General features: G+C 71.4%; 10 protein-coding genes and 2 pseudogenes. 4 read left to right on the top strand and 8 right to left on the bottom strand.

Annotated features, from left to right (window positions below; translation table 11 throughout):
- Positions 1 to 569: 569 nt before the first annotated feature.
- The 4 genes from ACIOMQ_RS38955 to ACIOMQ_RS38940 all read right to left on the bottom strand — a co-directional run bounded on the left by ACIOMQ_RS38955 (position 570) and on the right by ACIOMQ_RS38940 (position 5,296).
- Positions 570 to 2,468: a glycoside hydrolase family 15 protein gene (locus ACIOMQ_RS38955; protein ID WP_402192492.1), complete on the bottom strand. Its 1,899-nt coding sequence runs from the start codon at positions 2,466 to 2,468 to the stop codon at positions 570 to 572.
- A 207-nt stretch (positions 2,469 to 2,675) separates the two neighbouring features.
- A complete protein-coding gene (locus ACIOMQ_RS38950) occupies positions 2,676 to 3,356 on the bottom strand; it encodes a methyltransferase domain-containing protein (RefSeq protein ID WP_401989171.1) in 681 nt (226 codons plus the stop codon).
- Positions 3,353 to 3,856, bottom strand: a complete 504-nt coding sequence (locus ACIOMQ_RS38945; RefSeq protein WP_362208869.1) for a hypothetical protein — start codon at positions 3,854 to 3,856, stop codon at positions 3,353 to 3,355. Before ACIOMQ_RS38945 ends, ACIOMQ_RS38950 begins: the two co-directional genes overlap by 4 nt.
- Before the next feature lie 3 nt (positions 3,857 to 3,859).
- Positions 3,860 to 5,296: a molybdopterin-dependent oxidoreductase gene (locus tag ACIOMQ_RS38940; RefSeq protein WP_401989170.1), complete on the bottom strand. Its 1,437-nt coding sequence runs from the start codon at positions 5,294 to 5,296 to the stop codon at positions 3,860 to 3,862.
- Positions 5,297 to 5,623: 327 nt separating this feature from the next.
- On the opposite strand from ACIOMQ_RS38940, the gene ACIOMQ_RS38935 reads away from it, so the two are divergent.
- A complete protein-coding gene (locus tag ACIOMQ_RS38935) occupies positions 5,624 to 5,812 on the top strand; it encodes a hypothetical protein (RefSeq protein WP_362208864.1) in 189 nt (62 codons plus the stop codon).
- Positions 5,813 to 6,507: 695 nt separating this feature from the next.
- Positions 6,508 to 6,948 (top strand): GtrA family protein, encoded by a 441-nt coding sequence (locus tag ACIOMQ_RS38930; RefSeq protein ID WP_362208861.1) that lies wholly within the window; start codon positions 6,508 to 6,510, stop codon positions 6,946 to 6,948.
- A 179-nt stretch (positions 6,949 to 7,127) separates the two neighbouring features.
- Here the strand turns inward: ACIOMQ_RS38930 and ACIOMQ_RS38925 are convergent, their stop codons facing one another.
- From ACIOMQ_RS38925 to ACIOMQ_RS38910, 4 genes are read right to left on the bottom strand one after another with little or no spacing between them, the layout of a single operon-like run.
- Positions 7,128 to 8,594, bottom strand: a complete 1,467-nt coding sequence (locus tag ACIOMQ_RS38925) for a glycosyltransferase 87 family protein (protein WP_401989169.1) — start codon at positions 8,592 to 8,594, stop codon at positions 7,128 to 7,130.
- Positions 8,591 to 9,463 (bottom strand): methyltransferase domain-containing protein, encoded by an 873-nt coding sequence (locus ACIOMQ_RS38920; RefSeq protein WP_402192490.1) that lies wholly within the window; start codon positions 9,461 to 9,463, stop codon positions 8,591 to 8,593. The genes ACIOMQ_RS38925 and ACIOMQ_RS38920 overlap by 4 nt, the downstream gene beginning before the upstream one ends.
- The gene (locus tag ACIOMQ_RS38915) at positions 9,460 to 10,116 is read right to left on the bottom strand and encodes a DUF2064 domain-containing protein (protein ID WP_362208852.1); all 657 of its coding nucleotides are present in this window, start codon (positions 10,114 to 10,116) and stop codon (positions 9,460 to 9,462) included. The genes ACIOMQ_RS38920 and ACIOMQ_RS38915 overlap by 4 nt, the downstream gene beginning before the upstream one ends.
- Complete coding sequence (locus ACIOMQ_RS38910; RefSeq protein WP_402192487.1) at positions 10,113 to 10,841, bottom strand: glycosyltransferase family 2 protein; 729 nt, start codon at positions 10,839 to 10,841, stop codon at positions 10,113 to 10,115. Before ACIOMQ_RS38910 ends, ACIOMQ_RS38915 begins: the two co-directional genes overlap by 4 nt.
- Positions 10,842 to 10,953: 112 nt before the next feature.
- Here ACIOMQ_RS38910 and ACIOMQ_RS38905 point away from each other — a divergent pair.
- Positions 10,954 to 11,652, top strand: a pseudogene (locus ACIOMQ_RS38905) (response regulator transcription factor); the annotation flags it as partial.
- Positions 11,653 to 12,390: 738 nt separating this feature from the next.
- Positions 12,391 to 12,543, top strand: a pseudogene (locus tag ACIOMQ_RS38900) (ATP-binding protein); the annotation flags it as partial.
- Positions 12,544 to 12,796 lie beyond the last annotated feature (253 nt).

Below are 12,796 nucleotides of genomic sequence, written 5' to 3'. Positions count from 1 at the left end.
ATGCGCGAGAACCGTCCGACTGAGCATGATCGCCACATCCGGATCATGCCACCCACCAGCAAGAACACATCACCCCCTATCACGCACCAACTCGTTACAACTCGCGCGAGTAGGCCGGTCGAGGTGGAGGCATCGCCCGATTCAGGGATTGCGCTACACCTGTCGCACTGCCATTCTCACCTCGTCAGGTCGCCCACCTGCACGAACACAGGCAGCCGAGTATCTGCGGCACTCGAATCCCCCAGAGAATGTCCGGCTCTGCCACTGCCTTCAGCACCACAAGCTGTTCGACGAACAAACTGCCTTCCCCGTCGAACTCGCTGCCGCCGCTTGACGAGTTGGAACTCTGAGGTGTCTCACAGGGCAATACGCCTGGACCGGCACGCACTCTCCCTGGCATCCAACGCGGCCATCAACAACGGCACCACACCACCCGCCCCCACCCGGCGCCCGCACCCACGGCGGGCCCACCTCGCCGAGAGTGGAGACCGCCCCGCACCACCACATCGCAAACCCCCTGCGAATCACCCCAGCGAGGCACCCTCACAAGATCTGCACCCGTCGCCGATTCATGCCGGGGACTGGTGCTCGGTTCGTTGCGGTGCGGGTAGCTGCCCGGCATCGCGGATGGCACGGGCGGCGTTGATGAGTCCGATGTGGCTGAAGGCTTGGGGGAAGTTGCCGAGGGCCTCTCCCGTGGCGGGGTCGGTCTCCTCGGCGAGCAGGCCGACGTCGTTGGCGTGTGTGAGGGCGGTCTGGAACACCTGCCGTGCACGGACGACCTGGCCGGTCAGGGCGAGGGCGTGGGCGAGCCAGAAGGTGCACAGCAGGAAGGCTCCTTCCGCTTCCTCGATCTCGTCGCCGAGGTAGCGGCGGACCAGGCCGTTGCGGTCGGTGAGGTGGGTGGCGACGCCCAGCACGGTGGACTGGACGCGGGGGTCGTGCGGAGACAGGAAGCCGACGATGGGCAGCATCAGCGCCGAGGCGTCCAGCTCGTCACTGCCAAACGCCTGGGTGAAGGCCCCCAATTTGGGGTTCCAGCCGCGCTCTTCGATGGCTTGGCGGATCGTGTCTCGCTCATGCCGCCAGTGGGGTACGCGTTCGCCGGCCTTGAGGGCGGGGGCCATGGCGATGGCGCGGTCCAGGGCGACCCAGCACATCAGTTTCGAGTGCAGGAAGTGTCTGCTCGGTCCGCGTCTCTCCCAGATGCCCTGGTCGGGCTCGGTCCAGCGACGGGCGGCCGTGTCGGCTGCCTGGACCAGGAGGGTGCGGGTGGGTGGGTCCAGGTGCTCTCCGGGTGGGAGGGTCTCGTGGGCAGCGTCGAGAAGTTCGCCGTAGACGTCGAGCTGGCGTTGGCGCCAGGCGTCGTTGCCGGTTCGCACGGGGGTGCTGTCGCGCCAGCCGGCCAGGTGGGGCAGCAGCCGCTCGCTGAGGTCGCGTTCACCGCCGATGCCGTACATGATCTGCAGGTTCACGCCGCGGTGGAGCTGGGTTGCCGCGGCGCGGGCGAGGAAGCCGAAGAACTTGTCCTTCTCCTTCTCGCAGGCGGCGGTGGCGAGTGCTTGGAGGGTGAAGCTCGCGTCACGGACCCAGGTGTAGCGGTAGTCCCAGTTGCGTGTGCCGCCGGGGAGTTCGGGCAGTGAGGTGGTGGCCGCGGCCACGATGGCTCCCGTAGGGGCGAAGGTCAGTCCCCGCAGCACGCGTCCGCTGTGTGCCACCTCGTCCTGCCAGGGGCCGACGTAGCGGCGGTGGAGCCGGGACCACGAGCGCCAGCCCTCGGCGGTGTCGTTCAAGCGCCGCCGGATACGCCCCTCCCGCCAGCGCGCCGGCTCGCTGCCCCACGCCGGCCCGACGTGCAACGCGAAGCCGAGGCGGTCCGATGTCCGCAATGTGAACCGGCCGTACGCGGTGGCACCGCTCACCGTCAGGTCGACGGGGCTGGACAGCAGTAGCACGTGGGCGCCGCCGTACGCGACGAGCCCGCCCCGGACCGGTGAGAGGAGCGGGTGGACGAGTCCGAATTCCGGGCGTGGCGCGTAGGCGATGTCGAGGGTCATCCGTCCTTCGGTGCAGGTGACCTGGCGCAGCAGAATTCCGGGGGAGGCGTCGCCGAGTGCGTGTCCGCGCTCGCGCCGTCCCAGGGCGAGCGCGTCCCGTACGACTGCCGTGCCTCCAGTTGCGCGGAAGGTCGTCTCCAGAACGAGGGTCTCCTCGACGTAGCGGCGGCTGACGTCGGCGGGTCCGGCGGGACGGATGGACCAGTGGCCGGCATCCTCGTCGAGGAGCCGGGCGAAGATCGCCGGGCTGTCGAAGCGGGGAAGGCACAGCCAGTCCACCGAGCCCTCGGAGGTGACCAGGGCGGCCGAGCGGCAGTCGGACAGCAGGGCGTGGTCACCGATCGGTCGCGCGCTCACCGACCGCAGCCCGTCTGCCCCGGGCTCGGCCAGGACGGTCTGAGCCGCCGCCATCGGGACAGGCCCACATCAGGTGCCGGTCGGTGATCCATCACAGCCTCCCTGCGCAGCGAACTGACCTCACTCAAGCGGCACCATCGGCGGGCCGGACCTCCCGACGCCGCTGTTGTCATGACGGAGTACCACGATCCGGCGAGGCCACCTGGTTGGTCGTTACCGGAGCCCGAGCGATGCCCTCGCCATCGCATCGCCGATCCCCAATCAGCTGGGACGCCCCCGGGCAGTGCACTGAGGGCTGAGCGCGAGGAAGCTCCGGTGATCGCTCTGCCACTCGTCGGTGACGCCGAGGCCGAGTTCTGGCGCGATGAGGCTGAGCGCCGGAGCGCCCAGGCGTGCCCAGGGAAACGGGGGGCCCCGATGGCCATGGGTGTCTTCCACCCATGCGGTGCAGCGCTCCGCAACGTCGATCTGCTCGACCTCGACGAGCAGGACACCCGCCGGCGCGATGAGCTGGGTACACCGTCGGAGCAGGGCACGGGGGTCGCCGCCGATACCGATGTTCCCGTCGGCCAGCAGGAGGGTCTGCCAGGCTCCCTCGCCAGGAAGGGGGGCGAACACCGACCGGCACAGTGCCGTCCCACCGAGGGCGGTGGTGCGGGCGACCGCCCGCGGGGCAACGTCGATACCGAGGGCGGGAATGCCCTGGTGCAGGAGCGCCCTGCACAGGCGGCCCGGTCCGCAGCCGATGTCCAGAACGGGGCCGACGCAGCGCTCCAGCAGCGTCTCGTCGGCCCTGGTGGGCTGTGCGTACCAGCGGTGCACCGGCAACCGGGTCCACCGTCCGTACGCCAGCCTTAGGTACACCGGCCCGCCGCCGGTTCGCAGGGCCAGTGCGTAGGGGTCCTGGTGTGCGGGCTGAGGTCGGTTCTCCTCGCTCGTCACGGCTGGCCGTCGGGGCCGGTCGGGGGGCGTTCCTCGTCGGCGCGGGTGGCCCGGCGGACGCGGCGCAGCTTGAGTGCGAAGGCCAGCGCCGAGGCGCCGAAGAGCACACCGGTGATCGCCAGCCATCGGCCGAGGTAGACCCCTTCATGCAGTCGCGTGTCGCCTTGGTAGGGGATCGCCAGATCCAGGATGAGGGGGAACCACACGAGGAGCAGCACCCCGCACAGGAAGGTGGGGACGCGCAGGTAGTTGATCCACGGCACCTGCGGTACGCCGCCCGAACGGTGCCGCAGGACGGAGTGGGCGGACAGGTCGGCGAGCGAGTACAGGGGCAGCAGGATCAGATCGTGGAGGATCGCCGCGCCCACGAACCAGATCGCCACGTCAATCGGCCGGACGGCGAACAGGCGCACCATGGCGTAGCCGACAAGGGCGAACGAGCAGATGAGCACGAGGAGATGTAGGGGCCCGGAGCCGTACCAGCGGACGAAGCGTGCCATGGTTCAGGTCCTGAAGGTGAGCCGGTGCACCCACTTGGTGTTGTTCACACCGGGGTTGGCCGGGACGATGACGCGGGCCGGGAAGCCGTGGTCGATGGAGAGGTCCGCGCCGTTGACACGGAGGGCGAGCAGGGCCCGGGGATCGTGGATCTGGTTGCCGCGCAGGACCACCGAGCTGTATGGGCCGGGTGGTTGGACCGATTCCACCAGCACGCTTCCGGCGTCAGGAAGGCCGGCCAGAGCGGCAAGATCCGCCAGCCGCAGGCCGCTCCAGTGCTGGTCCTCGGTGGACCATCCTTCGACGCAGGCGATCGGCAGCGCGGCGGCGTGCTGGCGCATCGTGAGGAGCTGCTCACGGGTGAAGACCAGTGGCGTCGTCCCGTGACCGTGCAGCGCCAGACGCCAGCTCGGGCCGATGTGCGCCGGGGAGACGCCGACCGCAGCCGCTGTCTTGTTGATCTGGAAGCCGTTCGGGCCGCCCCCCGGGTTGCGGTTGTGCGGAGCGAGCAGGGCGGTGTTGCGCAGCCGGCCGCCGATGCTCTGCCCCGCGGTGACCACGAGCAGAAGCAGCGACCCCGTCCCGACCATCGCGACGGCGCCGCGCCGGGTCATCGTGGGCGCCGCGGGTGCGGTCGGCACCAGTCCGTCCAGGTCGGGGGGCTCGGGCCTCGTATGAACCAGGTCGGTGCGCAGTTCGGTTGCCAGGTTGCGTGAGCGCAGGGCGCGGGTCATCCGGCCAAGTTTGAGCACCACGTGAACGACGAAAGCGGCGATGAAGACCCAGGCGCCGTAGAAGTGCAGGGTGTAGAACGAGCCGGGGAAGACGTAGTACAGCTGGATGTTGAGGATGCCGGTGACGAACTCGAAGATGGCCCCGCCCACCAGCAACAGCAGGGACAACCGCTCCAGCCCGTGGGCGACCGACCGGACCGGCAGCCACTCGAACAGCTTCGGGATGACCGACCACAACTTGGCCAGCAGTACAGGGACCAGGACGACGCCGAGGGTCACGTGCACGCCCTGGGTCAGCCGGTACAGCCAGTACGGATGCGTAGGCCAGTCGAACAGGTAGAAGCCCAGCAGGCCCTTGTCGGGGGTCTGGTCGTTGAGGGGGCCCAGATCCGGGTTGTAGGCGGCGTAGGACAGTGCGCCGGTGACGAAGAGCACCGGGATGCCGACCAGCAGCACCAGGCCGAAGACCGATGTCAGCCAGGGGCCGCGGATCGGGCTGCGCCAGAACCCAGGGCGGAAGGGTCCCGGAGGCGCAGGTGTCTGCTCGACCCGCCGCGCGATCGCCCGGGCACGGGCGGCAGCCGTGGCGACACGAGCCGCTGCGCCGGCGGCGATCCGCTCGACGCGGCCGCGCGCAGGGGGCTCGCCCGGCGTCGGACGCTCTGGCCCCCCGGACGTGCCGGGAGCCGACGGCTGTCCGCCACTCATCCGTCGTCTCCTCCGTCGCAGGTCCACTCTCTCTGAGAGCAGGCGGCTACAGTCGCGCCTTCAGTACATATCCCAGGAACATCCATAAATGGCTACCCCTGGGCCAATTGCACCCATCTGCCCGGCCGAACGGTGCACCCGGCCCTGGGTTCGGCTCCGGCGTCGCTGGAGCTTCGCCGACTGCCGGATGTGCCTCCATGCGGGCCCCGGCGACGGCCGCGCCGAGCAAGTGGCCGATCACCGTGACCGTACGGGCCTCCCCACGGAACGCGGACGAACCGGCCGCGTGTGATCGTTCGCAAGACCCTTGGATGTCACGGTGGCACCGTGGGTGTCCGTCTGCGCACCGCCACCACCATCGCTCTGCCCACCGCGCTCATTGCGGCCGTCGTCACCGCGGTCCGCACCGACGGCGTGCGCGGTGACCCGGGCCGTATCCTGATCCGGTACGGCTTCGCCCGGCTAAGGGCTGTCCCTGGCGGGCGGGCGTCGGGGCCGGACTGTTTCTTCTGGTGATGGGGAAATGGGCCGGGGAGACGGTCGGGCCGGATGTGGGGGAGACCTGCCGGGAGTTGATCCCGTCGGGGAGCGCGTTCGTGTTCCTGGCCGAGCATCGCGGCGTTCTCGGCTGAGATGTTCGCGGACAGGTACCCGTCTGCGAACGGGCGGCCGAGCATGCCACCGCAGGTACTGGCTGCCGCGATCGCATTGCAGGCCCTGTATGGGTGGGCTGTCGGACTTCGAAGCCGTCCAGGAATTGCGGTGTGACCTGCGGTGGAGGCCGCGTGCGGGCTGGGTGGGGCCCCGCCGGCGGGGCGCGCCTGCCCGACCCGCCGTGCGACGGCCCGGAGACTGGCGGCAGCCCGGCCGGTGAGAGCCGCCGCAGCCGCGCGTGCCCCCTGAAACGCTCCCGCGCATGCCTTTCATCCGTTGCGGGCTGCGGCCCGCCGGACGCATTCGATGCGGCGGCCCGTCAGCCATTGACCATCGGCCGTCTCCTCCATCTTGGCGTCTTAAGGGGGACGATCGCCTGGTGTCATCAGTGTCTGGCACGGGGGCACCTACAACCTCGCGCGGGTCTGCAAGCTGACACAGGTCCCGGCGGCAGGCCGGGTCCGGCATATAGCCGGGTGGCCGCCGCCAGCCGAACGGCCGAGCCGTTGCTCGGCACAAGTCGACGGATGCCTCGGAGGTTGCCTCATGATGGTCGGGTGAGACGCCTCAGCGCAGGGCACCACGCCGCCGCCTTGCCCGGCCGCACCGGGCTGACCAGGGAGCTTGGCTGGTTCATCCTGATCGGTCTCGCCTCCACCGTGGCCCAGGCGCTGCTGTACTGGGGCATGCGGCACTGGTCGCCGCCCGTGCTGGCGAATCTTGTCTCCCTCGTCGTCGTCACGGTTCTCAACACCGAGGCCAACCGCCGGCTCACTTTCCGTGGGTCTGCGGTCCGGGCCGTCCGGGCGCATGCGGGCGCCGGCGGCCTGTTCATCCTGACGTACCTGATCACCTCAGGCGTGCTCCTGCTCTTCCTCCGCTACCGGCCCACCTCCTCACCGGCGGCGGAGACCTTGGTGCTGGTTCCCACGTTCGCCCTGGTGACCGGTTTGCGCTTCACGGTGCTACGGCTGGTCGTGTTCCGGCGCCACCGCTGATGCCGTGGTGCCGGACAAAGTCGGCGGCCAGGATCAGTGCCCCGCACGCCACACCACGGTGGCCGGTCCCTGAGCCGGGTTGTTGACGCCGAACCGGCGCTGTGTGTCCGCGGCGTGCAGCGCCCGGGCTCGCGGCGGCGAGCGGCTCCGGGGCACCCGGCCGGCGTCTGCCATCCGCGTCAGGTACGCGGCAGGCTCCGGCCACGGCGTCGGTCCAAAAGACGCCGTGCCGCGGCGGAGCGCAGGCAGGCCCCGAGCGCGACACACACGGCGGCCGTGCCATATGCCCACGCCTGGAGGGGGAAGCCAGGCAGCAGCCGGGTGCTGAGGTAGAGGACGGTGCCCGCGACGGTGACGGTCAGCCACTCCCAGCGGCCGTCGAGCGCGACGAGGCCGACGACGAGCAGCGAGTACCAGGGGTAGTTGGGTGAGACCAGCAGCAGGCCCGTGCCGGTCAGCAACAAGGCACCGCGCCAAGGGCGGGCCGGGTCGCCGTGCCACCACACATATAGGGCCGTCAGCGCGAGCAGCACGATGACGGTCACTCCCGCGGCGGTGTCCGGCAATAGCAGCCGCAGCAGGGCGAAGCGGTGCACGTCCCCGGGTTCGTACCCCTCCTCCTGGAGGTAGCCCGGCAGATAGCCCAGGACGCCCGCGCCGGAAGCAATGACGTAGGGCAGGTAGGCGAGCACGACAACAGCGAGCAAGGCCGACACCACGCGCACCACCCGCGCCGGACTGCGCTCACCGGACAGGGCGCCCGGCAGTGCCAGAACGGGGAGCAGTTTCACGGCGATCGCGGCGCCGAGGAGCGCGCCACGGCGGGCCCCCGCGGTGGCGGTGCCGAGAGCGAGCACGGTGAGCAGGACGCCGAGAGTGTCGATGTGGGCGTTGTTGACCGCTTCGAAGGGGACTGCCGGACACCACCCCCACAGGGCGGCGCGGGCCGGGGCCCGGCGCGGGTCGCCGCGTCGGCGCCCCACGGTGAGCAGGGCGAGGGTGGTGCCGAACGCCAGGACGGCGCCCCCAACTTGGAGCGGCTTGTGGCGGCTGTCCGGTGGTGACAGGACGTGAACGGCGAAGAACCAGCCCTCGGCGACGGGCGGATAGATGGTGGGGACCGTGGGGCGGTTGATGCGGACGCACCCGCCGCCGTCCGTTCGGGTCAGTCCCCAGCCCTGGCAGGAGCCCTTGGTGGGGAAGAGCCAGTCGTCGCGCAGCTTGGCGAGTTCGGGTGAGGCGGGCGGGTAGGCGTACGGGGAGATCCCGGCGGCCTGGACGCGGCCGTCCCAGGCGTAGCGGTACATGTCGTTGCTGGTGCGGGGCGGTGCGGCGAGCGCCGCCAGCGACACGGCAGCCGCACCGGCCAGGACCAGGCAGGTCGCGGCTCGCTCCGGGGCCTTGCGCACAGCCCATACCGCGGCGGCGAACAGCGCCCACGCGACGCCGTAGCCGGCCAGCAGGCGGCCCAGGTTGCTCTGATTGTCGCCTGCACGAAGGGTGTCGACGACGACGATGGTGAGTGCGGCGAGGAGGGCTGCGGTGGCGAAAGTGCTGTTACGGCCCCAGGTGCGGTTCATGGGTGCGGCGGGCTGCCTTGGCAGTGGCTGGGGGGATTGATGGTGTGGGGAGGCGGTGCCGCTCATGGGTGTCCGGGCCTCCCGGTGACCGTGACGTGCTTGTCGTGATGCACAGGCTGAGGGCGGTGCAGTCCCATAAACGGGCGGCCCTCGGCCGTCCACCGGCCGGTCAGGGTCCACCCCGCAGCCTCGGCTGCATGCAGCAGGGCGGTGGCGCCCAGGCGGGACCTGGGGGAGGCGCGGCCGTGCCGGCCGTGGCCGTCCTCGACGCGGACGGTGAGGCGCTCGTCCGCGTCGCGCGAGTCCGCCTCTGCCGGCAGGCGCGCGCCGGATACGACCACAGCACGGAGGCGGCCGAGGAGAGCAACCGGGTCGTCGCCGATACCGACGGTGCCGTCCATCAACAAGACGGTGTCCCAACGTCCTTCCCCCGGCAGACGGTCGAAGACGGACCGGCGCACGGCAGTACCCCCGCGCTGCCGGGTCCGGGCCACCGCGGCCGGGCTGACGTCCACGCCGAGCGCCCGAAGGCCCCGGGCGGCCAGGGCCGCCACCAGACGGCCCGGTCCGCAGCCGACATCGAGAACGGGGCCAGTACAACGGTGCAAGACGCCGGTGTCGGCGGCGTCGGGGACAGCGCACCAGTGCTCGACGTCCAGTGGCAGCAGTTTCCCCTCCCTTCCGGCGCCGCCCGGATGGGCCGGTGGCGACAGGCGGCGCAAGAAGAGCGGGCCGCGACCGGTGCGCAGAGCGTGGGCGTAGGGGGTGTCGGTCCACGGCTCGCCCGGCTCCGCTGTACCAAGCCGATCGGCCGAAAGTGTCTGGGCGTTGAGCTGGGCAGGCCACACCACCAGGGTCTGCGGATGTCGTCGAGCCGCAGTCTGCGTCGTCCGCTCGGCGAGGGCAGGGTCCGTACCGCTTGCCGTGCCGCTCACCGCCCAGCCTCCGCGAGCGAGTTCATGGTGGCGGCGAAGCGCGAGCCGGGCGCGCAGCAGGCGGCGACCGCGGCGGCATCGGCGGCGGTGTCCACATCGCGCAGCACCGGCAGGTCGCTCACGCTCAGCCCCGCCTCGACGAGTCGGCACCGCTGGATCGCCCCGGTGCGGTCGGTGGACATCGGCACGCCCCGGGCGAGGGCCGCCGCGCGCGCCGGATCGGCGAAACCCAGCGCCCAGAATCCCCCGTCCGTGGCCGGCCCGAACCAGGCGTCGTGGTCGTCTCTGCCGACAGCCGCAAAGAGGTCCGCGGTCAGTTGGGGAGTATCCATGCCGACCAGGAGGGCCGGTCCGCGGTCGCAGTGGCCGAAGGCGGCCGCGATCCGCTCGTCCAGGCCGCCGGATCCCTGGGGCACGATGTCGATACCGGGCGGCAGCCAGGGACCGGGAGCACCGTCGAGAACGAGGACGCGGCGCCGGGCGGGAGCCTGGAGCACCGTGTGTAGCGTGTCGGCGAGGGCGGCCTCGGCAAGAGCGGCCGCTTCCTGGGGCGTGTAGGGCGGGGTGAGCCGGGTCTTGACCCGCCCCGGGGCGGGTTCCTTGGCGATGACCAGCAGGATGGCCGGCCCCGTGGCCGGGTGCCGGGCGTTCATCGTCCGCCTCCCCGGGTGGTTGCCGCCGACACCGGATCGCCGGCGGGCCGTTCCGCGAGAACTGCGCGCATGTCCCGTACCGCCTGCCAGGTGCCGCGCCATGTGCCGGTGACCTTCGAGCGGCCCGTGCGCGGGCGGTACGGCACATCCGTCTCCGCCACCCGCCAGCCTGCGTCGGCGGCGCGGACCAGCAACTGCAGCGGGTAGCCGGAGCGCCGGTCGGTCAGGTTCAGGGCGAGCAGGGACTCGCGGCGGGCGGCGCGCATGGGACCCAGGTCGTGCAGCCGCAGTCCGGTGCGCCGATGGATCAGACGGGCCAGCTCCAGGTTGGCCAGGCGGGCATGCAGTGGCCAGGCGCGGCGCGTGACGGGCCTGCGGCGGCCCAGTACGAGGTCGGCGGAGCCGTCGAGGACGGGCCCGGCGACAGAGGGCAGCAGCGTGGGGTCGAGGGAAGCATCGCAGTCGCAGAAACAGACGACCTCGGCCGTGGCAGCGGTCAGACCCGCGTGGCAGGCGGCGCCGAAGCCGCGCCGCGGCTCGTGGACCACATGCGCCCCGAGGACGCGGGCGATGTCCGCCGAGCTGTCGGTCGAGCCGTTGTCGACGACGATCGCGCGCCACCCCGAGGGGATGCGGTCCAGTACCCACGGCAGGGCCTCGGCCTCGTCGAGGCAGGGCAGCACCACGTCCACAGGGGCAGGCGAAGGGGGAGATGTCTCGATCACCCCACTCACCTTACGAGGACGAAGCAGGCAAAAGGGATTTGGTGATCTGTGGATCGCTGAAGTCCGCCGCCGCTCCCGCCAACGGCCGAACGCCGGCGCGAGACTCGGTGGCGTGAAACGCGAACTCGTCGCGGACGACGACCCCGCCATCTCCGAGGTCGTCGCCGGCTACCTGGACCGGGCGGGCTTCGCCGTCGACGCGGCCGGCGACGGTCCCGCCGCCGTGGTCCGGGCCGCCGCCCAGCCGCCCGACCTGGTGGTGCTGGGCCTGATGCTGCCCGGCATGGACGGGCCGGAAGTCTGCCGCCACATCCGCGAGAACGGCCCTCTCCCGGTGATCACGCCGACGGCGCGCGGCGACGAGGAGGACCGCATCCTCGGCCTGGAGGCCGGGACGGACGACTACGTCACCGAGTTCTTCAGTCCCCCGCGAACTCGCGCTCAGGGTGCAGTCGGTGCTGCGCCCTGCCGGAGCACCGGCCGCCGCCCAGACCGCACCGGCCGAGTCCCGGCTGCGCGCCGGATCCCTCGCCCTGGACCCCAACGCTCGCCGCCCCACCCGCCACGGCACCGAACTCGCCCTGCCCATCCGAGAGTTCGACCTGGCGGAGTACTTTTTACGCAACCCCGGGCAGGCGGCGAGCCGGGGGAAATGATGCGCCAGGTGTGGGGCTGGGAGTTCGGCGACCCGTCGACCGTCACCGTCCATGTACGACGCCTGCGCGAGAAGACCGCGGACGACCCGGCACGCCCCCGCCCGATCAACACTGTGAGGGGCGTGGGCTACCGCTTCGCCCGTCCCCTGGCGGACGACGGAGCCGATGATGCTGCGTGGCACCTTCCTCATCGCGGTCTACGCAGCCATCGGTGCGGCCGGCGCCGGACTGCTCGGCACGGACGTCCTGCGGCTCCTGTGCAAGCACCCGGTCGCGCTGTTCCTGGCCGTGGTCGCCGCCGTAACGGTCACAGCGATGCTCGCCGGAACCATGCTCGTGTCCTGGGCGATGCTCCTGTCCGACCACGACCTGTTGATCGGGACGATGGTCCGCTCCATCGCGGCGGTCGTCTCGCTCGCGGTGGCGCTCGCGCTCGGCCGCGACGTCGTCCGCGGCGGCCGAGCCCTGGCCGAGGCCACCCGCGCCCTCGGCGACGGCGGCAGTTTCACCCCGCCCGCCGCCGAACTCGCCGCCACCAGTGCGAAGCTCGCCGCATCCCGGGAGCGGGAGAGGGAGAAGGCCCTGGAGGACTCCCGCCGCGAACTGGTCGCCCGGATCTCCCATGACCGAGGCCCTGGAGTACGGCATGGTCGACGACCCGTACGTCTACCACGCCCGCATCCGCGCGGAGGCCGGGCGCATGAGCGGCATGGTCGGCGACCTCTTCGAACTCTCCCGCATCCAGGTCGGCGTGCTCGCCCTGAACACCCCCGGACATCGGTCGGCCTTGTCGCCGACGCGCTCGCGGGCGCCGACGCCCTGGCCAAGGAACGCGGCGTACGGATCACCGGCGACGTGGTCGAGCCCGTCCCGTCGAGGTCGACGGCGGCGAGATGTCCCGCGTCCTGGCCAACCTGCTCGTCAACGCGATCCACCGGACGCCGACCGACGGCACGGTCGCGGTCTCCGCACGCCGGGAGGCGAACAGCGTCGTCGTGTCGGTGACCGATGGTTACGGCGGCATTCCCCCGGGACCTGCCCCGCGTCTTCGACACCGGCTGGCGCGGCACCGACGCCCGTACCCCACCGGCCGGAGCAGGTCTGGGCCTGGCGATATGCGCGGGATCGTGGAGGCCGGCAAGGGTGCGCGGCATTGCGCAACGCCCCCGGCGACTGCCGCTTCGAGGTCCGCCTGCCCGCCGCCGGCTGAGGAGCTTGCCGACGAAGGACCGGCGCTGACGGCGAAGGCAGGGCCGGTCCTTCGCCCTCTTCAGGGCCGGCATCCGGCCGGGAGGGAGG

Source organism: Streptomyces sp. NPDC087845, assembly GCF_044742755.1.
GTDB lineage: Bacteria > Actinomycetota > Actinomycetes > Streptomycetales > Streptomycetaceae > Streptomyces.
Note: the sequence above shows the minus strand (reverse complement) of the source record. Positions and strands in the feature narration are given on the sequence as shown.

Bases quoted from the DNA above. Each gene is read 5' to 3' on its own strand.
- ACIOMQ_RS38955 (WP_402192492.1), bottom strand. From the start codon at position 2,468: ATGGCGGCGGCTCAGACCGTCCTGGCCGAGCCCGGGGCAGACGGGCTG.
- ACIOMQ_RS38945 (WP_362208869.1), bottom strand. From the start codon at position 3,856: ATGGCACGCTTCGTCCGCTGGTACGGCTCCGGGCCCCTACATCTCCTC.
- ACIOMQ_RS38940 (WP_401989170.1), bottom strand. From the start codon at position 5,296: ATGAGTGGCGGACAGCCGTCGGCTCCCGGCACGTCCGGGGGGCCAGAG.
- ACIOMQ_RS38925 (WP_401989169.1), bottom strand. From the start codon at position 8,594: ATGAGCGGCACCGCCTCCCCACACCATCAATCCCCCCAGCCACTGCCA.
- ACIOMQ_RS38915 (WP_362208852.1), bottom strand. From the start codon at position 10,116: ATGAACGCCCGGCACCCGGCCACGGGGCCGGCCATCCTGCTGGTCATC.